A 22,385-nucleotide genomic window follows, 5' to 3' on the forward strand; every position below is an offset into this window, starting at 1 on the left:
ATAAAACACCAAATATGGTATATTTAAAAACAGCGTAAATCAATTTTTAACCTGTAGCCATATTTCAGGACTAGACATTTAAATCAAACATTAGTCAATGGCAAAAATCTTTAGAAAAATAAGACAGAATATGATTAAGGATAAAAAGGTCATTAATTATCTTCTTTATGCTATTGGAGAAATTATACTCGTCGTTATTGGAATTTTAATTGCGTTAAGTATCAATAATTCAAATGAATTAAGAAAAACACAAGAGGCAGAGAAAGTCTATCTAAAAGAAATAAAGAGTGATCTAATTCAAGATACCTTATTGTTGTCTCAAGTCATTCAAGATCACAAATGGCGAATTGCTCAATTAATGTCTCAAGACTCTACTATTGACTTCATTTTTGAAGAAATTATTGGTGAGCTTCCTAAAGTAGCAGGAGTATCTGAATTAGAATATATTTTTTTTACAGATAGAAAATTTCGACCAAAAATTGGAACTTATAATTCAATGATATCTGAAGGAAAATCAAACATTATAAGCAATCGGGAGCTATTTAATACTATTCAAAATATCTATGAATTAGAAGCCCAAAATATCATCAATATCGGAGAGGATGTATTGGATCGTTCTAATGAATTACGAAATAAATATGCGTATGAAATAAAATATGGTGATTTTGGCTCACCAATTACAATTACTGACAAACGGATATTAGCCGATATTTATATTTCATCGAGACAACTTAATTATTATACAAGGCAATCAGTTTTATTAAAAAAGAGCATAACAGAATTAATCGAGCTAATAGATATTGAATACCAATCTTTAGAAAAGAATAACCAAAGTTAACTTAAGACATATATATTTCTGTGCTTGTCATCACTTTTAGTAATTGTAACAAATTTGAAACTTCCACGTCCTATTGTTCTAAACAATATAAATGAAAAATCAAATTCTACTATTACTTGCATTAGTATTATTTAGTGCCTGTAACAACTCAACTAAATCGAACACAACTAATCAGCCAACTCTAAATGATTATCAGCTTGGCGAGAAATGGGTCTGGAAATATAAAGGAGTGACTACTGAAGGAGAAGTACGCTCTGATGGTAAAGATACAAGAGAAATAGTAAGTTTTGACGGAGTCCTAGGTATGACTATTGGAAAAGATACTATTCCCGTTACCGAAATCGTTAAACCAGATGTAAGCGAAACACCCAAGTACTACTGGCCTCTTGAAGTAGGCAAAAAATGGAAATATGAAAACAGTTGGACAAGTCAAGACGGAACTACTGGGAACCAAAGTCAGAATGCCGAAGTACTATCATACCAAGAAGAAACTGTAGAAGCAGGAACCTTTATGGCCTACACAATTAAATACACTGGAAAAACGACTAATTCCAGAGGATATAACGCAAATGAAACAGAAGTTTGGTTATATGCACCTGCTGTAAAAAACTTCATTAAACTTACTCAAAATCAAGGTGATTTTCACTACGTGGAGGAATTAATCGAATATTCAAAGCCACAATAAATAAACGAAAGCACAACAACGTGTATAGCTCATTGCGGCTGAATTCCTAATCGGAATTCATTGCAATTTGCTATCTTTCGGTTTCGGCGGAAAATCATAGCTGATTTTCCACAACGAGCCATACACAAAACCGTTGGCAACAATATTACGAAAAACTTGCATTTGATTCATATTTGGTGTAATTTTACATCAAATGTAATATTATGGTGAGACAAAGCATATCATTCACAAAACCCAATGATGAATGGCTGAAAAATCAAGTTGATAACAAAGAATATTCGAGTAAAAGTGAATTAGTCAACGATTTAATAAGACAAGCAAGACATCAACAAATTCAAATTGATTGGATTAGAACAAAACTTGAAAGAGCTGAAAAAAGCGGATTTACTTCTGATAACAAAGCTCAAATTCTAAAACAATCAAAGGATTTACTAAATGGCTAATTTTAGAATAAGTAATACTGCTAAAGAAGATTTAATAAGAATTCATCATTACGGAGTTAAAAAATTCGGAATTACTCAAGCGGATAAATATTTTGAATCTTTTTTTGAATATTTTGAGATCATTGCACAAAGACCATATTCATTTGAATCTGTTGATTTTATTAAAAAAGGATATCGACGTTGTGTTTGTGGATCTGATAGCATTTTCTTTAAAGTAAATGAAGACATTATAGATATTATGGCTATCGTCGGAAAACAAGACTTGAATAATATTCTTTAAAAAATACAGTTGCCAACAACGTGTATAATGCATTGCTTCTTCCCTAACCTTTCGGAATAATTTAGACAAACACTAAAGTTCACTTTTCTTTTACTAACTTTATCCTAACCAACGCAACGAAACCATAGCCAAACCCGTTGTAGCCAATTAGAAAACCAAGGTTTATATAATATGCTCTACATTTGTAGAAATAAAATAAAAACTCTAAATTTATGGAGATTATTATATTTTTATGAAAAAAATCTTACCTCTATTAATTATTCTAATTGGATTAACTTCTTGTAAAGAAAATACAGAAAAACAAACCACATCAGATGAAACATCAAATTCTATTGATTATTCTGTAGAAATGACAGAAGAGCAAAAGGATTTGAAAAAGAATGCGATACCCATTGAAAGCTTATCAAAATTGAGCAACAAGATATACGATGAAATTGCAAATTTTGAAATATTAATGATTGGCGAAATGCACGGAACAAGTGAACCTGCTGAATTTGCTTATGGACTATGTGAACTGATTGCTAAACACGAAGGCAGTGTCATAATGGCTATGGAAATTCGTGCTTCACTTATGAATAACTTGTCAAACGAGATGTCAATTTCCGAGTTAAAAGAATTGGATTTCTTTCGTAATAAAAATTTTGACGGTAGAAATGGCGTAGCATGGCTTGATTTAGTATACAAAAGCATTAAAAATGATGGAATTATTTTAAAATTCATTGATAATCCTTACCAATCTTCAACCAGAGACTCATCCATGTACAGGGAAATACGCAACATCCATAATAAACATCCAAACACTAAAATAGTTACTCTAACTGGCAATGCACATAATTCTTTTATACCGCTTTTCAACAAAGAGAGAATCGGAGGATACTTGTTAAAGGATACTGTTAATTTTGATTCTAAAAAAATCATATCCATTAATCATGCATTTAGTGAGGGAAATATGTTAAATAACGACCTTACCGGATTAAAAATGAGAACTATTGAAAGAAAGGAAAATATTTATAATACTACCTTATCTCATGAAATGTTTTTATATAGAAAATTGCCTCAAGAACTAAATCGATGTACACATATCTTATATACTGATAAAGTAACTGCTTCAGGAATAATTAAAAAAGATGATAGGTAATGATAGTATATATCTCTTTTACGGAAAAATCGACTTGGCAAAACGAACTCAAAAACATAGAACAACAAATAGAAAATCGAATAAAATAACTGGCTACAACAACGTGTATAATTAATTGCTAAGCTGTTTAAGTAAAGTAAAAATTCTTACTTTTATTACTAATCAAAAAATCTTGATTTAGATTGCAATAGCCTCGCTCCTGCCAACGCTGTTTTTGCCTACCTCCTTAAAGTCGGCTGATTCGGCAAAAGCTAAACCAAAGCAAGACTCTAAGATCGCAACTAAATCATACACAAACACGTTGGCAATAATTAAAAATCACAATATGAAGATAGTAAGTTTCAAATTATTAATGATTACTATCATTTTACCAATGTTCTTATTTTCTCAAAAGAACAGTTCAATGACTACAGAAGGCACTTTGCTTATCATGGGAGGCGACTGCACCAATGACTTCTTCATTTCGGAATTTGCAGGTTTGATTGGCAATATTGAAAGTAATATAGTTATAATTCCTACAGCTATAGAAGATAAATATATAGACTCTGACAATGACATTAACATGTTAAAAAAACCATTTACTGATATTGGTTTTAAAAACATTAGCATCGTTCACACTAGAGAAACCAAGGTTGCTAATAGTGATTCCTTAAATGATATATTGTTATCTGCAAATGGCGTTTGGATAACTGGTGGCAGACAATGGCGTTTGGCCAAAGCTTATAATGGCACAAAAATTCAAGGTTCACTTAAAACTCTATTAAATCAAGGAAAAGTAATTGCAGGCACTTCAGCTGGAGCTTCTATAATGGGAGATGTTCTTGTTCGTGGCGATTCTAAAACCCATACAATTATGCTTGGTGATTATCAAAATGGATTTGGTTTTATTAGCAATTTCGCAATAGATCAACATCACATTGCTAGAAATAGACAATTTGATATGTTTGAATTAAAAAATAAAAAACCAGATGTTCTAGGTATTGGAATTGATGAAAATACGGGAATTATTGTAAACAAAAATAAATTCCGAGTTATAGGAAAAAGTTATGTTACAATTTATGACAACACAAGATGGTCAGAAGAAAGAGACACCATCTATCAATTAGAAAAAAATGACAAGCAATTTTATACTCTCTCAAATGGTTATGAATACGACTTAACCAAAAGAAAAATAATTACTAAAAATGACAGGGAGATTTCGCCATATAACGAAGAGGTAATAAAAAAAATCACTGGCACGTATCAACAAATAGAAAGTTTAAAATATGGTCAGAATTTAAAAATAAAAGTAACTTTTGAAAACAATGATCTCTATTTTGAACAATCTTGGAATAATGCTAAATATAAGATTGAATATCACTATTTAACCACTTTTTTTAGACCTAATAGTATTTCAGCTTATCATTTTAATAGAGATAAATCAGGTGCTATCAATTCATTTGATTTTTTTCAATTTGGTACAACTACTTGGATTCGGCAATAAAAAAACTAACTACTCATTATGAAACAATCGCTTTATCTCATAATTTTCTTATTTATTTATACAAGTTGTAAATCTGATAAACTTGATTTAAAAAATTACGAATCTGAAATTTTAAAAATCGAAAAATTAAGTGATAATGTTTTCAAGCATATTTCATATTTAGATACCGAGGATTACGGAAAAGTACCTTGTAACGGAATGATATTTGTCAACAATAATGAAGCTGTCATTTTTGATACACCAACCAATAATAAAGCATCAGAAACATTAATTAATTGGCTTGGTAAAACAAATATAGAGGCAGTTGTTATTTCGCATTTTCATGTAGATTGTTTAGGAGGCTTGCAAGCATTCCATGCAAATAGTATCAAATCATATTCTAATAAACTTACTATTGAATTAGCAAAACAAGACAATCAAATTTTACCAAAAAATGGATTTGACAACAAAATTGAAATCAATGTTGGAGGTGTAAAAGTTTTTGCGGAATTTTTTGGAGAGGGACACACTAAAGATAACATTGTTGGTTATATTCCAACCGCTAAAACATTGTTTGGAGGTTGCTTAATAAAAGCATTTGATTCTAGCAAAGGAAATCTTAATGATGCTAATACTTTGGAATGGAGTAAAACAGTAAGTCGAATAAAAAAAGAAATGTCTGAACTAGAAACAGTAATACCAGGACATGGCAAAAGTGGCGGAATAGAACTTTTAGAATATACAATAGAACTGTTTAATGAAAAATAACTATTGCCAACAACGTGTATAGTTAATTATTGGTACAGCTTGCACTCGGAAAATCCTACGGATTTTCCTCTGGTTTGTTTTCTTTTGCTAACTTAGTTCTTGCCAACGCAACTAATCATACACAAACACGTTCTGTTTTATTATGACAAACCGCTAACCAATGATAAAATTATTTAGAAAAATCAGGCAAAATTTGCTTTCAGAAGGGAAAACTGGAAAGTATTTCAAATATGCAATTGGAGAAATTGTACTTGTTGTTATTGGAATTTTGATTGCACTACAGATCAATAATTGGAATCAAGATCTCCATGAACAAAAAATTGTAACTACATATTTGAAAGGAATCTATGAAGACCTCTCAACCCAAGCTTTATCCCTAGAAGAAACCATCCCTTTAAATGAGAATGTGATTTTTACCATCAATGCTATTATCGATGATTACCAAAGACATGATGGCTTTAAGGCAAATGATAGTTTACTGTCACAAATCAATCAAGTTTTGAACACACCTGGCCCAATTGAGATTAAAACATCTTTTACAGAACTCTTGAATAGTGGAGATTTGGGATTAATGAATAACAATGAATTAAGAAAGAATATTGTATTATTCTATCAAGATTTAGAGGATAGATTTCAAAGAAGCAAAATTAATATTATAAATATTTATCAGGCTCACTTGCTACCAGATTTAGCTGCAAGAACAATAATAAGAAGTCCTGGCCAATATGCTCATATCAAGGGCAGTCTTAATGAGTATTTTAAAAAAAGGGAATATTCAGAACGTTTAAAAAATATTGCGTTCAGAAGAATAGAAAAACGAAGATACAGAGCTCGATTTATTGAACTCCTTGAATTTAAGGCTAGTTATAGAATCACTTGAATTAAAACGTTCTCAAGACATCTTAGAAGAGTTATATGTGCTAAAGACAGAGATTGAAAAAGAAATTGAAAAGAATTAACGAAAGCACAACAACGTATATAGCTCATTTCGGCTGAATTCCTATTCGGAATTCATTGTAATTTTGCTATCTTTCGATTACGGTGGAAAATCATAGCTGATTTTCCGCAACAAGCCATACACAAACATGTTGCGTGTCATACTAAAAACAAAACTCAATATAAAATGGGATAGTCTAAACCCGACCAAGTAGTTACTAAACAAATAAAATTATGAAAAAAACAACCGACCGACTGACTTTTCTCACTGCGCTTTTTGTATTAACTTTTACTTTCCAAAGTTGTGAACAAAAACAAAAGAAAGAAACAAAAGAAGTTGAAAAAGAAGTAATAGTTAAATCCGAGAAACCTGAATATTTTCTCTTACGCCCAGAAGTGGAAAAAGCTTACGGATATTCTCATGCTGTAAAAATTGGAAATAATATTAAAATTTCTGGAGCAGTAAGTATGGATGACGCAGGAAATCCAACTGCCATTGGAGATATAGAACAACAAATGAAAAACTGTTATGCAGATTTGGAAAAAATATTAAATCACTTTGATTGTACATTTGATGATGTAGTAAAAGAGGACATTTTTACAACTGACATGGCGCAAATGCTCGAAAAATCAGCCTACCGAGCTGAAATTTATAAAAACGGATTCCCAACTGGTTCTTGGCTTGAAGTAAAAGGATTGGCATTACCTGAATTTATGGTTGAAATAGAACTTGAAGTACATAAATCCGAATAAAAACACAAACTCAAAATAGTAGTCATATGTAAATGTTGGTACTCACCTACTTCTGAGAACTTTCATGACTTTCTCTTTGGTAAGTACTTGCAAAAATTAGATACTAACCCTCATAACCAACCATCTACAAATACATTATACAGAGTAAAATCAAAAATCTAGTAGACCTTGGGTTGAGATATCTACTTGTGAAAAAAATAGAAGTAAAAAATATGATTAAGTTCTTTAGACACATTCGAAAGCAATTACTTTCAGAAGGAAAAACTGGAAAGTATCTAAAATATGCTATTGGTGAAATTATTCTTGTTGTAATCGGGATTTTGATTGCACTTCAAATTAATAATTGGAATGAAAATCGAAAGAACAAGAATACCGAAGCAGATTACTACTGTAGAATTTTAGACGACTTTGAATTCAATGAAAAGTTAATAGATGAAACTACTAAAATCACTACTAACAAAATAAAACTATGCAAAGAGCTAATATTAGATTTAAATAACTCTCCAAATGACAGGAGTAAAATACTGAATAAATTTGTAGTTGCTGTAAGACAAGATGTTTTTGTACCCAGTACTATTACTTTTGAAGATATAACATCTTCGGGACAGTTAAAGCTGTTAAATGATTTAGAACTAAAAAACAGACTTATTCAGCATAGTACATTTTTAAACAATATTTTAAATCTACTTAAAGAAAATCGGAATGTCATTATTAACAGAATGAGTGATTTTGAATTAATAAGTGAATTTGGATATCAAGATATTGATTATCTAAAGCAAGAGCTTAATAAAGAACATATTGCCCTTTTGCCAAAAAACAACTGGACAAATGACCCTACTCATCCAATATTCTTAAAGTTTCAGGACAATCTTTTGGTATACATAGCTATGCTGATTAGACAGAAACAGCATTTATCAAATTTAAAGCAAGAAATGCAAGAACCCTTAAAGCTATTAAAAGACAAAAAGTGTGAATAAACAAAGCTCAATGAGGTTTATAGCTCATTAAAACTGAATTGCTAATCGGAACTTAAAATTTGCTATTTTTTGTTAAAACGAAAAAAATACTTTGAACATAACCATATTAATCGTAATATTGCAATAAACAAATAAAGAATAGAAATGGGATTAGCTAAAACCGAAATGTTTACAGATGAGCAAAATGAAATTTCGCTTTTTGCAAAAGTATTTGGACATCCTGCGCGAATAGCAATTTTACAACATTTATTTAAGATTAACTCATGTGTTTGCGGAGATTTGGTAGACGAAATTGGATTGGCTCAACCAACAATCTCACAACATTTGAAAGAACTGAAACATTTAGGATTGATCAAAGGAAATGTAGAAGGAACAAGCGTTTGCTACTGTATTCATAAGGAAAATTGGACAGCAATGAAAACTGTAATGAACGAATTTCTTAACCAAGACTTAACAGAAAAACAAGATTGCTGTTAAAAAATTTGAATTATTTAATCGTATTATCGCAATAAACAAATAAAGTTATGCAATTATCACAAGTAAAATCAGTATTAAAAGAATTGGAAACTATTAATTTTCAATTACCAAACGGAGAATTAGTGCCAAGTCACTTTCACGTAACAGAAGTTGGTAAAATCACAAAACATTTCATCGATTGTGGCGGAACTGTGAGACATGAAGAAGTAGTAAACTTTCAACTTTGGAATGCAAATGATTATGACCACAGGTTACATCCGGAAAAGTTATTAAACATCATCGAACTTTCTGAAAAAGTTTTAAAAATAGAAGATTTAGAAATTGAAGTAGAATATCAAGCAGACACTATTGGAAAATTCGGTTTAGATTTCGACGGAAAAAACTTCTTGTTAACCAGCAAACAAACCGACTGTTTAGCAAAAGACAAATGTGGCATTCCAGTAGAAAAAAGTAAAGTAAACTTATTAGTCTTAAATGATGAACCTTGTTGTTCACCAGATGGCAACTGTTGCTAAAATCTAAATAAATTTCATAACAATGACATCAACAAAACCAACGCTCTTTTCAGAAATAGAAGATGTAATTAAGCAATTAAACCCTCAAACTATTTCAAGTGAACGCAAAGCCGTTTTACAACCGCTAATTGATTTTATTCAGTCAAAGGTTTCGAAGCATAAAGAAATTCGTATCAACTTCATCTGTACTCATAATTCAAGAAGAAGTCATTTATCACAAGTTTGGGCTCAAACAATAGCAAATTACTTCAATATTAAAAATGTGTCTTGCTATTCGGGCGGAACAGAACGCACCGCACTTTTTCCAATGGTTGCAGAAACTTTACAAAATTCAGGGTTTCAAATACATACCATTTCAAACAACGACAATCCTGTTTACAGTATAAAATACGCTGACAATGAGCATCCTATAATTGGTTTTTCAAAAACATTAGATGATAATTTTAATCCGAAATCTGAATTTGCAGCAATCATGACTTGTTCTCAAGCTGATGGTGGTTGTCCTTTTATTGCAGGTGCAGAAAAACGTATTCCTATAACTTTTGAAGACCCAAAAGTATTTGACAACACACCACAACAAGCAGAAAAATATCAAGAAAGAAGTCAGCAAATCGCAACTGAACTATTTTACGTTTTCTCTGAAATAAATTCATAAAACATGGCCGCAAAAAAATTAAGTTTTCTTGACAGAAATCTAACACTTTGGATTTTTGTTGCAATGGCTTTTGGAGTTGGTCTTGGTTATTTTATACCAACATTCCCCAATATTATAAACTCTTTTAGTAGTGGAACAACAAATATTCCTATTGCAATCGGTTTGATTTTAATGATGTATCCTCCTTTAGCAAAGGTCAATTATTCGTTATTACCAAAAGTTTTTAGAAACACAAAAATTCTTTCTATTTCACTCATTTTAAATTGGATCATTGGTCCTGTTTTAATGTTTGTTTTAGCCATTACATTTTTACGTGATTATCCAGAATATATGGTCGGACTGATTTTAATTGGTTTGGCACGTTGTATTGCAATGGTTTTGGTTTGGAACGACCTTGCAGAAGGCAGTAGCGAATACGGAGCTGGCTTGGTGGCCTTAAATAGTATATTTCAAGTGTTTGCATACAGTTTCTATGCTTGGATTTTTATAACTGTGCTTCCACCCTATTTTGGATTTGAAGGCGCAATTGTAGATATATCAATTGGTACCATTGCAGAAAGCGTTGCTATTTATTTAGGTATTCCTTTTGTAATGGGGATTTTAAGCAGATTGATATTAGTCAAACTAAAAGGCGAAGATTGGTACACAACCAAATTTATTCCTGCAATTTCGCCAATAACTTTAATTGCGCTTTTATTTACAATTGTGATAATGTTCTCTCTAAAAGGAGAATTAATTGTAGAGATACCAATGGACGTTGTAATGATTGCAATTCCATTGCTGATCTATTTTACACTAATGTTCATCATTGGATTTTTCTTTACTAAAGCAACAGGAGCTGAATATGATAAAACAGCTTCAGTTGCCTTTACAGCAGCAGGAAATAATTTTGAATTAGCGATTGCAGTTGCTATTGCCGTTTTCGGACTCAATTCTGGACAGGCATTTGCAGGAGTAATTGGTCCTTTAGTTGAAGTACCAGCATTGATTTTATTAGTTCGAGTTTCCTTTTGGTTACGAAATAAGTATTACAGAAAAGCCAAGCTGAATTAAAAAAGCGAGTTGATAACAATGTTTATAGTTTAGTGCAAGTGACTTTACTCTGGAAAGTCCTAGCACTTTTACTATATTTGATTAAAGCGTAAAATCTTCACCGATTTTACCACACCAAACTATACACAAACACGTTACCAGACACTTGAATTAAACACTGTAATGATATGAAAATAAAGTATTTAAACATCGTATTGATTCTCCTTTTTTTTAGTTGTAACGAAAAAAAAGAAATTAGTTCTATAAACCCAGAAAATTGGTCAAAACGAGCAATAAACTTATCGACAAAAGATTCACTAGAGTTTGGAAAATCGTATCTATCAGTTTACTCTCAAATCTATAGTAATACTGAACATAGAACTCATAACTTAACTGCAATGGTTAGCATGAGAAACACAAGTGAACTAGACTCAATTTATCTTTTGAAAGCAGAGTATTATGATACTCATGGAAAATCGGTTAGAAAATATTTTGATTCTCCAATCTTTTTGGCTCCTATGGAAACTACTGAGATTATAATTGACGAAATTGACATTTCGGGAGGAACTGGTTCAAATTTTATTATCGAGTGGGAAATTCCTAAAAACTGTCCAGAACCGATATTTGAGGGAATAATGACTTCAACAATGGGTCAGCAAGGATTATCTTTTACAACTCAGGCGAAACGAATAGAATAAATGGTTGAGATCTTAACAACAATATTTTTTGTTTTGCAGTTATTCATCCAAACGGAACGATACCTGTTATCTCGAGGCAACAAAAGAATTTGATTAACGTCATATAAAGAAAATTGCATAAAGAGCATCAATAATAGCGTTTCTGATCCTTTACTTTTTATTATAATTGGACAACTTATTTTAGTCGGTCTCACATGCCTTATCCTTCTGTTGGCTGTACGCAAAATCTTTTCTTGCAATTCACTATATTGTATTACGGAAAAACAATCGCTTACCTGTACGCAAATAACCGTACACGAGCACGTTAAGCAATATTTGAAAAACACCGATTAAATAAAAAATGTCATTTGATAATTTAGAATATATAACAATAGAAAACCAAACAACTAGTTTTCCAAAACATTTTCACGAGACGTTTTGTATATCACTGATTCATAAAGGAGTTGAACAAATTGATTTTGAGAACCAAAGTCTATTTACTGAAGCTGGGAGCATATCAATTACCAATCCATATGAAGTACATTCAAATCCGCTTATTGATCATGACTCATTTCTGAAATTTGATACCATTTACATTCCAAATGATATAATGAAATTTGCATTACATGGAAAAAACATCAAGTTTATTAACCGACAAATAAACAGTAAGAAAGTTAACAAGCTATTCTTAGAGCTAAAAGCAGCTATAAACACTAAAGATGATAGCAAAATTGAACAAAGCTTATCCAATTTCGGTAACGCTTTATATAAATATTCACAAGAAAACGAAAGCGAATATTCAGGATTAAACTTCAACAACTATCATCAGATTAAAAGTTATATTGAAAACCACATTTACGATAAATTTTCTCTTGAGGAATTATCAAAACTTGCTAACATCAACAAATTTGGGTTTTCTAAAAAATTTAAGCTTTTAACTGGCATGACACCAATGAACTATGTTTTAATGAGGAAAATATTTTCTAGTAAGGCATTAATCAAATCAAATTTAGAGCTTACAGAAGTAGCCTATCAATACAACTTTACAGATATTGCTCATTTTTCAAAAACCTTTAAGCGTTTTATTGGGATTTCACCAAAAAGATATCAAGAAAGCCTCCAATTAGAATGAAATAGTCAATATTTTACAAGTCATTACCATCTTACACAATTACATTTGACTAAAATAATAGTCATATGAACAAAGTAACTTATCTATCAATTTTCCTTTTAATAATATCTCAAATGATGTTTTCTCAATCAATTGATGATAATTTATCACGTGAAAAGATGCTGAAGGATTTAAAAATATTTAAAAATATCCGTTTAAAAGCTAATTCCGGACTTTATAAATACAGAACAAAACAACAAATAGACAGTATTTATAATTGGGCAGAAAAAGAAATTAATAAATCGTCAAGTTATCGCGATTTTTATAATATTATATCTCAATTGACTGATTTTGAAGGGAGTTTACACAATGACACCTATTTTCCCAAAAAACTAACCCAATCGTTTAAACATGAACAAGAAGGTTATTTTCCTTTACCATTGAAATGGGTAGATAAAAAATGGGTAATCAATTTTGAAGAGGGAGAAATCCCTTTGGGAGCTGAAATCGTTAGTATCAATAACCAAAAAATTGATGATGTTGTAAAAAACCTATATAAATATTATACTACAGATGGAGTAAACCTAACAGGAAAACGAATTGGCATAGAGCGAAGTTTCAGTAGATATTATCGCATTAATTATGGACGTATTGATCAATTTACTGTTACATATAAACTAAGAGATTCTAATGAAATTAAAAAGATAATACTAAATAGCATTTCTTATATAGATATCTACAAAAGGGTATTTAAGAGATATTCAAAACCTTTTGATGAAGTTAATTATAAAGATTGGAAAGAAAGTGACATCTATGATTATAAGGCTCTTGGCCACCATACTGGAATTTTAACCCTAAATGATTTTGGTTTAGGAAATGAAAAAGACCCAAGGCATTTAAGATATGTGTCTTTTTTGGATAGTGTTTTCACTAGTATTAAACAAAGCAATATCAAAAACTTAATTGTTGATGTTCGCTACAATGGTGGTGGAACTGATCCGAACGATTTAGTGACTTACTCATACTTGACACAGAGAAACTTTCAAGAGAACACTCAGGCTTGGATTAGCTTCAAAAAAATACCATACTTAAAATATGTTTATTCTAAAATCCCAAGATTTCTACGTCCTCTTGGTGTTGGAAAGTATAACAGAGAATTTCAAAAGGAATTTCCAGAAGAAAAAAATGGAAGGTTTTATCAAAACTCAACCAGCGCAGATCAAAACATATGGAAACCAAATGAAAATGCTTTTAACGGAACTGTGTATTTACTTGTTAGTCCAAGAGTTGCTTCTGCTGGTAGTTTATTTGCTGCAATGGTAGCAGGAAATGAAAACACCGTAGTTATTGGTGAAGAAACAATGGGTGGTTACTATGGACATAACGGACATACGCCTTTGGGTTATATATTACCCAAATCTAAAATTGAAATATTCTTTTCTGTTGTAAATTTAGAACAAGATGTTCCTGAAAAGTCAAATCAAGTCTATAATAGAGGTGTAATTCCTGATTATAATGTAACACAGACCTATGAGGATTATTTGAATCATAAAGACACACAAATGAATTTTGTGCTTGATTTGATAAAAAAGAATATGACGGAATAAAAAACGTTGCCTGACATCGTATGTAATTCATTGCTACTACTCACCTACTTACTAAAACCCTTCAGATTTACCTCTGGTTCGTTTTCATTAAGCAACTTAACGTCCAACAAGCGTAACTAACAGAATACAAACACTTTGTGTGTCATTATTATACGAATAACAAATCAGTAAAATATTCGTTAGATTAAAAACCTTTCTAATGAAACAACTAACAGTTTTACTTCTTTTCGTATCATTGAATCTAACTTTTGGACAAATTCCAAATACATTATCAAACGAAGAGAAGGTCTTTGGACTTTCTAAATTCTGGCAAGAAGTTAATTATAGCTTTATCTATTTCAATAAAATTAATCAAACTGAATGGAATGAATTATATAAAGAGTACATTGGTAAAGTTCAGAAAACAAAGAATGATTACGACTATTATCGTTTATTACAAAAATTTTGCGCCTATTTAAAAGATGGACATACAAATGTTTACTTTCCTAAAGAAATTCAAGATAGTATTTTCAATACGAATTTTGGAGTATACAGGTTATTCTTAAAGAATATTGATAGTAAGGCAATAATTATAAGAGTTAATGACAGTAAGAAAAAAGAAATTCCAATTGGAACAGAAATAGTTAGCGTTAATGGGACTGAAACCAAAAAGTATATTAACGAGTATGTGATGCCTTACATATCTTCATCAACTGATTATATACGTCAAGATTTAGCAGTTGCATATATGCTTGAAGGCTACGTTGGCACCAGATATGAGCTGGAGTTAAAACTTCCAAACGGAACCTTTAAATCGTTAACTGTTACACATTCAAAAACAATAGAAAAAAAAGTCTATCCCTCATTTGAAACGAATCAATTATTAGATCTAAAATGGCACGACGATATTGCGTATCTTTCCCTTAACTCATTTTCTGATTGGGAAATTTCTTCAATATTTAATGAGAAGTTACCAGAATTAAAAAAAGCTAAAGCCTTAATAGTTGATTTAAGAAAAAATGGTGGAGGAAATTCCAGAATTGGTAAAGTTATACTTCATCACTTAACAAATGACACAATATTTTATGGTCCAAAAACACAAAGTCGTTTATACATCCCAACTTTAAAAGCATGGAATCAAGATAAGTATTACCACGATTTTCAATATAAACCAGATACCTTAGGATTAGGAGACAGAAATTTGCTTAAAACAAGTAGAATTGTTGTTCCAACAGCTATATTAATTGGACACGGAACTGCTTCTGCAGCTGAGGATTTTTTAATCTATGCTGACAATCAAAAACACATGACCACAATTGGCGAATCCACTTATGGAAGTACTGGACAACCACTAATGTTTAATTTACCAAATGGTGGAATTGCAAGAGTTTGTACCAAAAAAGACACCTATCCTGATGGCAGAGAATTTGTTGGCATTGGAATTCAACCTGATATTAAGATTACAAAAAAACTTTCAGATTATATTGAAAATAAAGACCCTGTCTTAGAAAAAGCAATTAAATATTTGAATACTAAAAAGTAACTGCATACCACACCTTGTATGCAATCACGTTAAACACATAAAGAAATCTTTAACGACGCAAATTTTAGTTGCAATTTTGAACGAAGAAAAAGTCTTACTTTTATTACTAATTAAAATTCTTGATTTAGATGGTGATAGCCTTGCTCCTTTTGTAGTTTGATATGGTAAAAGACAAACTCAAACTATGCTCTAAGATTGCAACTACATCATACAAGAACACGCTGTACCTAATACAAAACGAAATATGAATAGAATATTATTAATAACCATCATCCTAATAAGTAGTCTAAGTCACAGTCAAAATGAATTTATAGAAATTGAAGTCAGAGATTCTATAAGACTCCAAACTCTTGAGTTTGAATATCATGTTGAAGTAACTGAATCTGTAGAAATCTTTGATATGGGATCTGACGGAATGACTTATGATCCATACATTAAAAAAGAAAATAGAAAAAGAAAACTATCACAACTAAAAGATTTTTTAAGTCGTAATAACTATGATTTTAAAGCTCTTAATGAAGAAAGTTATAGCATAAACAATAGTCCTTATGCTTATTCAAGCGGCTATGGGGTAACTTTAAAAAACATAAGTGAGGTTGAAACACTAGTCAATCAACTTAAAGAATTGGATTATGTAGATGGTAGAATTGGAGATATTAAATATGATGATAATCCAGATTATGAAAAAAGACTATTTGAAAAATTAATACTCAAAGCTAAACAAAAAGCTAAAATGATTGCAGAACTATCCGGACAGAAGCTTGGAAAGATTATTGAATTTACCGAAGTTAAAGAAGTTGATGACTTTACTTTTAACCTAATGGACATTTACTTTACATCTAAAAAATCTCAAAGTTGGAGTATGTTTGACAATCAATTTTTCGGAGAGAAATTTAAAACGATAATTGTCAAATTTAGAACAGAGTAAGCTGTTTAAGCGAAAAAAATTATTACTAATTTGAAAACTTGATTTAACTGTCAACTGCCTAGCTCTATTTATCGCTTGATCTGGTAAAAGTTGAACCTAAGAATTATATTTAAATCATTCACGAACACACAATAGAACATATCAAATAATTGATGAATCATCGGAATTTAAAAATTGTAAAACTTTATACAATTAGTCTACTGTGCACTGTCTTATATTTCTTATTGGATAATTCTACTATAATACCTGAACTCGTTCGGAAATCAGATACAGGTCGTTATGGTGACTTCCCTGTATTCATTATAACTGGATTATTCAAATATGGACTAATAGTAGTTGGAATAGGACTTTTTATAATTCTTACTTTCCTATTAATCCAAGAAAAATTTGTCCGATACTCAGATACAAAATCAACTAAAAAGACACTTGATCGTGGAAAAAAACAAACCGAAAATCGAGATTTTATATTGGTTGTCTTTCGTAATTTCGGTCAAGATGAACATATAATATCAAACAAAACAACACCTGAAATAATAAAGAGTACAATGAGATCAATCAATTGGAATGAATTTCATATTGTACAACTTGTAGATAAAAATGATAATGCATTAGATGTAAGCGGAAGTCTGAACGATGACGGTTTAGCTTCCGGATTTATGAAAAACGACAGCCTTATCCTGATGGTAAAACCAATTAAAACAGTCGAACAAATGACACAAATACTGCTTGATTTTTTAAAAGGTGAAGATTTTTGGAACAACAAATACAAGTATGAATAACTTAATAATTTTCAACAACTTATATAATACATTATTACTTCACTAACCTTTCAGAAAACATGGAGGCACACTTAAGTTCTGGTTTGTTTTACTAAATTTAGCAAAATACTAGATAAGCATATACAAACATCTTGGTATTAATTAAAAAACATCAAAACCAATACAATGATGACTATTCCTCAAAAATTAGAAAAGATAAGTGAATGGACTTTCAATAATTATATATTTCCAAGCGAGAAATTAAGCAAAACACTTAATAAGGAGCTGCTCTCTTCAATAGAAAACCTACTTGAAGAAGAAATTCCAGAAGAATTTATCGAGTTGTATTCACACTTTAATGGTGATGAAGAAGGAGAAGGTACTGGAAGTCTACTAGGACTCCAATTCATGGATTTAAAAAGAGTTATTTCAGACTTGGAGTTTTCAAGAACATTGATAAAACCGAAAGGCAAAAAACTCGAAGAGAGTCAAACAACTAAACATCTAATTTCTAAGATAGTTGAATACTTTTTATCTACAATACCTAAAGATAAAAATTGGATAAGGTTAGAATTAGAGTGTTCTCCACATTCTCTAGGTGGACCTTATTTATATTTAGAAGACAATGAGGAGAGAATTATATTAAAATTTTTAGAGGATAGTGACATCGTTTTCGAGCTCTGTAATAAACTTCATCAGTTGGAAAAGGATTTCATAAATTGGGATAAACTAGAATTTGTAATATATCCTTCAGGTCTTTACGATATGAAAAGAATAGAGACAAATTGGGATGAAATAATGGATTTAAAATCATTTCCTGATAAATCTGTCAAATTAAAATACTTTCACTATAAATGGTTGCCAATTTTCACTGATGGTGGTGGTAATTTTATTGGTATGGACTTAGACCCAGATGAAAATGGAAAAAAAGGACAAATCATAATATTTGGTAGAGATGAAAGGACACTCGCTGTAATTTCAAATGACTTAAATTCATTTCTTGATTTTGTGTTGCATACTATTGACAAAAAGCCTGAAATATTTTTAACTGAAAATCACATTCACGAAATTTTCAAACATCTAGTTGGAGCACCACATGAATTGCTTGAAGAAAACTAACGTCTACAACACGCATAATTAATTAGCATAATAGGTTAAACAAAGATAAAATACTTACTTTTATTACGAATTGAAACATTTAATTTAGATGGTAATTGTCTGGTTCCTGTCTTAGCAGTCTTTACCATTAGTACTAATCAAAACCAAATAAAAAAGAAAATGAAAGTTACAGCCGAAAAAAATGAAAAGGTTGCTAATATGATATTTGCAACCATTTATCCACTTTACCTGAATAGGCTAGAGAAAAATGGTAGAACAAAAGAAGAGCTCAACCAAGTAATCGAATGGTTTACTGGTTTTGATCATGATACGTTACAAGCACTTATTGATGAAAAAGTAACTTTTAGAACATTTTTTGAAAAAGCCAAAATAAATCCAAACGAACATTTGATTAAAGGAGTTGTTTGTGGATATCGAATTGAAGAAATAGAGGATGAATTTGAACTATATAAACAATGCAGGCAAATGGAGAAACTGATAGATGAATTGGCAAAAGGTCGTAAAATGGAGAAAATTTTACGTGAAGAAAAAAATAAAAACTGAAGCTAACAAGATGAATATTTAATTGCTGCTTCCCTAGCCTTTCAGAATAAATTAGAGACATAATACAATTCTGGTTTCTTTTGCTAACTTAAACCTAATTTGCACAACTAACCTATACAACTCGTTAGCAACTATATCTTTAAATAATCTAAATTACTGATTTACAATACAGTACTAAAACCAACTACAATATTAATTTCCTGAAAACTGTGGAATCAAATTATAAAATAAGAAACGTTGAAAAAGAAGATCTCACCCAAATTTTTCAACTTGAAGAGGAAGCTTTTAAACCATCCCATTATCCATTATTTGTTCTTAGACAATTCTATGACATCTTATCTGATCTCTTTTTCGTTGCGGTAAACGAACACAACCAAATAAAAGGCTATTGCTTTGGAGGAATTGATCATAATAGTAAAACGGGTTGGGTCTTCGCTTTAGCAGTTACAAAACCTGAACAAAAGAGAAAAATTGGTCAACGTATAACCATTAAGTTATTAGAGGCGTTAAAAAACAGAGATATCAATACAATCCAGTTAACGACAACTCCCGATAATAGTTCGGCAATCAATTTGTATGAAAAATTGGGATTTGAAAAAGTAACAGAAACTGCTGATTACTATTTTGACAATGTTCCGAGAATAATTATGAGGTTAAAAATCAAATAAAACCTTGCATCAACAACAGGGATAGCTAATTGCTGGTTCAATGTGGACTTAGAAACTCTACAGATGTCCCTCTATTTAGTTTTCTATTTACTAACTTAGTTCTAGACAATTCAACAAAATCAAACACATATACCTTACTACACCTTTAATATGAATATTTGTAAGCATACTTTAATTCTAGTCCTGATATTTAGTTTATCATCTTGCAGGAATGAGAAGAATGATATTAAAACTGATACTATTGCATCTGATTTACAAGTTGATCATTTTAATATTTGGGTAAAAAATCCAAAAAAAGTAAAAGAACGACTAACCGATATTGGTTTTACTGCAGTCCCAGATTCATTATCTAAAATTCATCACGGACAAGGAACTACAGGAAGATATTTTTATTTTTTAAATAGCTACCTCGAACTGATTTTTGTTTACGACAACAACGAATTTGATACAAACAATCAATTAAATAATACTTTGGATTTTGCAGAGAGAGCCAACTTTGAAAAAAATGGAGCTTCACCTTTTAGTATTGCCTTAAAACTAGAAGACTATGATATTAAAAAAATTCCTTTTGAGAAGATCAAATATCACCAAGATTGGATGGAAGAAAAATCAAGTATTTATTCTGCCAAAAACTCAAAAACACATCTTAAAGAGCCTTCTGTTTTTGTCGTTTATCCAGAAATTGAATCTAATACTTTTGAAACCCTTTCTGACCTAAATGATATAGAAGAAAAATATGCATTTGTAAGAGAATGGTATAAGCACAAAAACGGAGCAAAAAGAATCACAAATATCGTTATCACATCAACAAGTTTAGACTTAAAAACAAAAACAATTAAAGTATTAAACGGAATTGAAAACCTAACTATTAAAGGAGGAAAAGAACATTTAATGGAACTCTATTTTGATCATAATGTACAAGGAGAAGTATTTGATTTAAGACCTGAATTGCCACTAATTGTGTATTTGTAACGAAAAAATGTGTGGCAAAACACGTATGATAATGGTAAAAGCTAACTCCTGTTCTTTTAATGCATTCCGTTCTAGCCTATATAACAAAATCGCTACTAAATATTAAAGATAACGCTATGAAAAGATGGAACTTCAAAGTAGATGACAATCCTAATGAAATCAGTAAGAAATTAGAATCAGCTCTTGGAACAATTCAAGGAACTGTTTTTAATTTAAGTCGTGATAAAAATAGTGTAGTAACATTTAAAGTGCGTAAACGAGTTCTTTATGCTTGGTATATGGTATTCCAGAATTGGACAATTGTTAATGGTAAATTATTAAAAACAGATAATGATAACAAGACCAATGTGGAAATTAATTTCACCCAGCACTTTTTAATAGTATTGATAATTTTCACTCATATACTTTTAGGTTTAAGTTTTCTAATTGCAATTATATCAGGAAAAAGTAACGGAACTTCCACCTATGTAATAGGAGGAATATTATTAGTTATTGGTATTATATTATGGATTGCCATCCAGAAAAAATTTGAGAAGGATATTAAAAATTATAAGACATTAATTTCTGAAATATTAGAGACTTAGAAAAGATTAATATTGACTAATAAAGGGTAACCACATCATTCATAAAGCCATTACCTAAAATATGAAAAACACATTCCGAATAAAAAAGATTGAAATTCTAATACTAATTATTGGATTAGTGTTAAATGCATGTGATTCAAACAAAAAGAAAAACGAAAAGCAAACCCTTGCAAATGAAACAGAAAATAGTAAATTATTTCAACTTGAAATCAGACTGCCTTTTGAATCCTCAATTGATAACTACCGACTAAAATCTAATTTCAAATTACTCAGTAATCAAGATAAAATTATCAAATCTCAATTTGATACCGTAACTAAAACTGGTGGCTTTATAAAGTATTTGCTTAAAAAGGGTACTTATAAGTATTCAATTACTACACCATTTAACGAAACCATTACTAAAGACATAGTATTTGAAAAAGATACCTCTTATCATTTTTATGACTCTTGCTATGAAAAAGTTGAGGCGTTTTCAAAAGAAGATTTAAATAATGCTCAAAAAATTAATGTATCAGTTACTTATGAATTTAGCGAACCCAAAAACGATGAAATTCAAATTGTGAAAAAAAATGGTGTTTATGCAGTTAGATTTAAGAAGGATTATAATTGGTTAGATGAAGTGATTACTAATAATCCACAAATCATTGGCATGATAAACAAATTTGAAAATAATATCATTCGCTTAAGAAAAAATAAAATGATAGGAACCGAAGAATTTAGCTATCTAACAGCTTCACAGGTTTTTTTGAAATACGACAATAAACTAATTGAAATTCACAACCTAAAAAACGATTCACTTTATAAAATAACAAATGAATTAAAACAAAACTTAAATAAAATACTTTAGGCAATACATTTGTATAGTGCATTGCTGCTTCCCTAACCATTCGGAATAAATTAGAGATACACTAGAATTCTATTTTTTTACTTACAAATA

General features: G+C 30.4%; 26 protein-coding genes. All 26 read left to right on the top strand.

The features are described from left to right. Nucleotides 1-97: 97 nt before the first annotated feature. The 26 genes from Q0951_RS04850 to Q0951_RS04975 all read left to right on the top strand — a co-directional run bounded on the left by Q0951_RS04850 (nucleotide 98) and on the right by Q0951_RS04975 (nucleotide 22,295). Nucleotides 98-838 carry a DUF6090 family protein gene (locus Q0951_RS04850; protein ID WP_299334963.1) on the top strand — a complete coding sequence of 247 codons (741 nt, stop codon included), beginning with the start codon at nucleotides 98-100 and terminating at the stop codon, nucleotides 836-838. A 91-nt stretch (nucleotides 839-929) separates the two neighbouring features. Then, nucleotides 930-1,523 (top strand): hypothetical protein, encoded by a 594-nt coding sequence (locus tag Q0951_RS04855; protein ID WP_299334965.1) that lies wholly within the window; start codon nucleotides 930-932, stop codon nucleotides 1,521-1,523. A gap of 203 nt (nucleotides 1,524-1,726) precedes the next feature. Beyond that, complete coding sequence (locus Q0951_RS04860; protein ID WP_299334968.1) at nucleotides 1,727-1,966, top strand: CopG family transcriptional regulator; 240 nt, start codon at nucleotides 1,727-1,729, stop codon at nucleotides 1,964-1,966. Beyond that, on the top strand, nucleotides 1,959-2,246 hold the full coding sequence (locus tag Q0951_RS04865; RefSeq protein ID WP_299334970.1) for a type II toxin-antitoxin system RelE/ParE family toxin: 288 nt from the start codon (nucleotides 1,959-1,961) through the stop codon (nucleotides 2,244-2,246). The genes Q0951_RS04860 and Q0951_RS04865 overlap by 8 nt, the downstream gene beginning before the upstream one ends. Nucleotides 2,247-2,478: 232 nt before the next feature. Next, complete coding sequence (locus tag Q0951_RS04870) at nucleotides 2,479-3,384, top strand: hypothetical protein (RefSeq protein WP_299334973.1); 906 nt, start codon at nucleotides 2,479-2,481, stop codon at nucleotides 3,382-3,384. Nucleotides 3,385-3,736: 352 nt separating this feature from the next. Further along, entirely contained in the window at nucleotides 3,737-4,867 is a 1,131-nt protein-coding gene (locus tag Q0951_RS04875; RefSeq protein ID WP_299334975.1) for a cyanophycinase, read from the top strand. Between the two features lie 18 nt (nucleotides 4,868-4,885). Beyond that, complete coding sequence (bla, locus tag Q0951_RS04880; protein WP_299334977.1) at nucleotides 4,886-5,614, top strand: subclass B1 metallo-beta-lactamase; 729 nt, start codon at nucleotides 4,886-4,888, stop codon at nucleotides 5,612-5,614. A 160-nt stretch (nucleotides 5,615-5,774) separates the two neighbouring features. Then, the gene (locus tag Q0951_RS04885; RefSeq protein ID WP_299334979.1) at nucleotides 5,775-6,494 is read left to right on the top strand and encodes a DUF6090 family protein; all 720 of its coding nucleotides are present in this window, start codon (nucleotides 5,775-5,777) and stop codon (nucleotides 6,492-6,494) included. Nucleotides 6,495-6,784: 290 nt separating this feature from the next. Next, nucleotides 6,785-7,303, top strand: a complete 519-nt coding sequence (locus tag Q0951_RS04890) for a RidA family protein (RefSeq protein WP_299334982.1) — start codon at nucleotides 6,785-6,787, stop codon at nucleotides 7,301-7,303. A gap of 212 nt (nucleotides 7,304-7,515) precedes the next feature. Continuing rightward, the gene (locus tag Q0951_RS04895; protein ID WP_299334985.1) at nucleotides 7,516-8,280 is read left to right on the top strand and encodes a DUF6090 family protein; all 765 of its coding nucleotides are present in this window, start codon (nucleotides 7,516-7,518) and stop codon (nucleotides 8,278-8,280) included. A 144-nt stretch (nucleotides 8,281-8,424) separates the two neighbouring features. Then, on the top strand, nucleotides 8,425-8,757 hold the full coding sequence (locus tag Q0951_RS04900; protein ID WP_299334988.1) for a helix-turn-helix transcriptional regulator: 333 nt from the start codon (nucleotides 8,425-8,427) through the stop codon (nucleotides 8,755-8,757). Between the two features lie 47 nt (nucleotides 8,758-8,804). Next, nucleotides 8,805-9,272 (top strand): DUF6428 family protein, encoded by a 468-nt coding sequence (locus Q0951_RS04905; protein WP_299334991.1) that lies wholly within the window; start codon nucleotides 8,805-8,807, stop codon nucleotides 9,270-9,272. Nucleotides 9,273-9,294: 22 nt separating this feature from the next. Beyond that, nucleotides 9,295-9,927: a protein-tyrosine-phosphatase gene (locus Q0951_RS04910; protein WP_299334994.1), complete on the top strand. Its 633-nt coding sequence runs from the start codon at nucleotides 9,295-9,297 to the stop codon at nucleotides 9,925-9,927. A 3-nt stretch (nucleotides 9,928-9,930) separates the two neighbouring features. Continuing rightward, the gene (gene arsB, locus Q0951_RS04915; protein WP_299334996.1) at nucleotides 9,931-10,980 is read left to right on the top strand and encodes an ACR3 family arsenite efflux transporter; all 1,050 of its coding nucleotides are present in this window, start codon (nucleotides 9,931-9,933) and stop codon (nucleotides 10,978-10,980) included. Nucleotides 10,981-11,147: 167 nt separating this feature from the next. Continuing rightward, entirely contained in the window at nucleotides 11,148-11,657 is a 510-nt protein-coding gene (locus tag Q0951_RS04920) for a DUF3124 domain-containing protein (protein ID WP_299334998.1), read from the top strand. 340 nt (nucleotides 11,658-11,997) lie between these two features. Next, on the top strand, nucleotides 11,998-12,768 hold the full coding sequence (locus Q0951_RS04925; protein ID WP_299335001.1) for an AraC family transcriptional regulator: 771 nt from the start codon (nucleotides 11,998-12,000) through the stop codon (nucleotides 12,766-12,768). Nucleotides 12,769-12,833: 65 nt separating this feature from the next. Then, nucleotides 12,834-14,354 (top strand): S41 family peptidase, encoded by a 1,521-nt coding sequence (locus Q0951_RS04930; protein WP_299335004.1) that lies wholly within the window; start codon nucleotides 12,834-12,836, stop codon nucleotides 14,352-14,354. 199 nt (nucleotides 14,355-14,553) lie between these two features. Further along, nucleotides 14,554-15,876: a S41 family peptidase gene (locus Q0951_RS04935; protein WP_299335007.1), complete on the top strand. Its 1,323-nt coding sequence runs from the start codon at nucleotides 14,554-14,556 to the stop codon at nucleotides 15,874-15,876. Nucleotides 15,877-16,120: 244 nt separating this feature from the next. Then, nucleotides 16,121-16,804, top strand: coding sequence for an SIMPL domain-containing protein (locus tag Q0951_RS04940; protein WP_299335009.1), 684 nt, complete (start codon nucleotides 16,121-16,123; stop codon nucleotides 16,802-16,804). Between the two features lie 224 nt (nucleotides 16,805-17,028). After that, nucleotides 17,029-17,583 carry a hypothetical protein gene (locus tag Q0951_RS04945; RefSeq protein ID WP_299335012.1) on the top strand — a complete coding sequence of 185 codons (555 nt, stop codon included), beginning with the start codon at nucleotides 17,029-17,031 and terminating at the stop codon, nucleotides 17,581-17,583. Between the two features lie 165 nt (nucleotides 17,584-17,748). Then, a complete protein-coding gene (locus Q0951_RS04950) occupies nucleotides 17,749-18,681 on the top strand; it encodes an SMI1/KNR4 family protein (RefSeq protein ID WP_299335015.1) in 933 nt (310 codons plus the stop codon). Nucleotides 18,682-18,840: 159 nt separating this feature from the next. Then, the gene (locus Q0951_RS04955) at nucleotides 18,841-19,224 is read left to right on the top strand and encodes a DUF2200 domain-containing protein (RefSeq protein ID WP_299335018.1); all 384 of its coding nucleotides are present in this window, start codon (nucleotides 18,841-18,843) and stop codon (nucleotides 19,222-19,224) included. 209 nt (nucleotides 19,225-19,433) lie between these two features. Continuing rightward, the gene (locus Q0951_RS04960) at nucleotides 19,434-19,892 is read left to right on the top strand and encodes an N-acetyltransferase (protein ID WP_299335020.1); all 459 of its coding nucleotides are present in this window, start codon (nucleotides 19,434-19,436) and stop codon (nucleotides 19,890-19,892) included. Nucleotides 19,893-20,042: 150 nt separating this feature from the next. After that, complete coding sequence (locus Q0951_RS04965) at nucleotides 20,043-20,864, top strand: hypothetical protein (protein ID WP_299335022.1); 822 nt, start codon at nucleotides 20,043-20,045, stop codon at nucleotides 20,862-20,864. 116 nt (nucleotides 20,865-20,980) lie between these two features. Next, the gene (locus tag Q0951_RS04970) at nucleotides 20,981-21,448 is read left to right on the top strand and encodes a DUF423 domain-containing protein (RefSeq protein ID WP_299335025.1); all 468 of its coding nucleotides are present in this window, start codon (nucleotides 20,981-20,983) and stop codon (nucleotides 21,446-21,448) included. Nucleotides 21,449-21,509: 61 nt separating this feature from the next. Further along, entirely contained in the window at nucleotides 21,510-22,295 is a 786-nt protein-coding gene (locus Q0951_RS04975) for a hypothetical protein (RefSeq protein WP_299335027.1), read from the top strand. Nucleotides 22,296-22,385 lie beyond the last annotated feature (90 nt).

The sequence above is a fragment of the uncultured Psychroserpens sp. genome (genome assembly GCF_947501425.1).
Taxonomy (GTDB): Bacteria; Bacteroidota; Bacteroidia; order Flavobacteriales; family Flavobacteriaceae; genus Psychroserpens.

Bases quoted from the DNA above. Each gene is read 5' to 3' on its own strand.
- Q0951_RS04965 (WP_299335022.1), top strand. From the start codon at position 20,043: ATGAATATTTGTAAGCATACTTTAATTCTAGTCCTGATATTTAGTTTA.
- Q0951_RS04860 (WP_299334968.1), top strand. From the start codon at position 1,727: ATGGTGAGACAAAGCATATCATTCACAAAACCCAATGATGAATGGCTG.
- Q0951_RS04890 (WP_299334982.1), top strand. From the start codon at position 6,785: ATGAAAAAAACAACCGACCGACTGACTTTTCTCACTGCGCTTTTTGTA.
- Q0951_RS04905 (WP_299334991.1), top strand. From the start codon at position 8,805: ATGCAATTATCACAAGTAAAATCAGTATTAAAAGAATTGGAAACTATT.
- bla (WP_299334977.1), top strand. From the start codon at position 4,886: ATGAAACAATCGCTTTATCTCATAATTTTCTTATTTATTTATACAAGT.
- Q0951_RS04870 (WP_299334973.1), top strand. From the start codon at position 2,479: ATGAAAAAAATCTTACCTCTATTAATTATTCTAATTGGATTAACTTCT.
- Q0951_RS04975 (WP_299335027.1), top strand. From the start codon at position 21,510: ATGAAAAACACATTCCGAATAAAAAAGATTGAAATTCTAATACTAATT.
- Q0951_RS04970 (WP_299335025.1), top strand. From the start codon at position 20,981: ATGAAAAGATGGAACTTCAAAGTAGATGACAATCCTAATGAAATCAGT.
- Q0951_RS04895 (WP_299334985.1), top strand. From the start codon at position 7,516: ATGATTAAGTTCTTTAGACACATTCGAAAGCAATTACTTTCAGAAGGA.
- Q0951_RS04855 (WP_299334965.1), top strand. From the start codon at position 930: ATGAAAAATCAAATTCTACTATTACTTGCATTAGTATTATTTAGTGCC.
- Q0951_RS04920 (WP_299334998.1), top strand. From the start codon at position 11,148: ATGAAAATAAAGTATTTAAACATCGTATTGATTCTCCTTTTTTTTAGT.
- Q0951_RS04910 (WP_299334994.1), top strand. From the start codon at position 9,295: ATGACATCAACAAAACCAACGCTCTTTTCAGAAATAGAAGATGTAATT.
- Q0951_RS04925 (WP_299335001.1), top strand. From the start codon at position 11,998: ATGTCATTTGATAATTTAGAATATATAACAATAGAAAACCAAACAACT.
- Q0951_RS04885 (WP_299334979.1), top strand. From the start codon at position 5,775: ATGATAAAATTATTTAGAAAAATCAGGCAAAATTTGCTTTCAGAAGGG.
- Q0951_RS04940 (WP_299335009.1), top strand. From the start codon at position 16,121: ATGAATAGAATATTATTAATAACCATCATCCTAATAAGTAGTCTAAGT.
- Q0951_RS04955 (WP_299335018.1), top strand. From the start codon at position 18,841: ATGAAAGTTACAGCCGAAAAAAATGAAAAGGTTGCTAATATGATATTT.
- Q0951_RS04865 (WP_299334970.1), top strand. From the start codon at position 1,959: ATGGCTAATTTTAGAATAAGTAATACTGCTAAAGAAGATTTAATAAGA.
- Q0951_RS04850 (WP_299334963.1), top strand. From the start codon at position 98: ATGGCAAAAATCTTTAGAAAAATAAGACAGAATATGATTAAGGATAAA.
- Q0951_RS04900 (WP_299334988.1), top strand. From the start codon at position 8,425: ATGGGATTAGCTAAAACCGAAATGTTTACAGATGAGCAAAATGAAATT.
- Q0951_RS04875 (WP_299334975.1), top strand. From the start codon at position 3,737: ATGATTACTATCATTTTACCAATGTTCTTATTTTCTCAAAAGAACAGT.
- arsB (WP_299334996.1), top strand. From the start codon at position 9,931: ATGGCCGCAAAAAAATTAAGTTTTCTTGACAGAAATCTAACACTTTGG.
- Q0951_RS04950 (WP_299335015.1), top strand. From the start codon at position 17,749: ATGATGACTATTCCTCAAAAATTAGAAAAGATAAGTGAATGGACTTTC.
- Q0951_RS04930 (WP_299335004.1), top strand. From the start codon at position 12,834: ATGAACAAAGTAACTTATCTATCAATTTTCCTTTTAATAATATCTCAA.
- Q0951_RS04935 (WP_299335007.1), top strand. From the start codon at position 14,554: ATGAAACAACTAACAGTTTTACTTCTTTTCGTATCATTGAATCTAACT.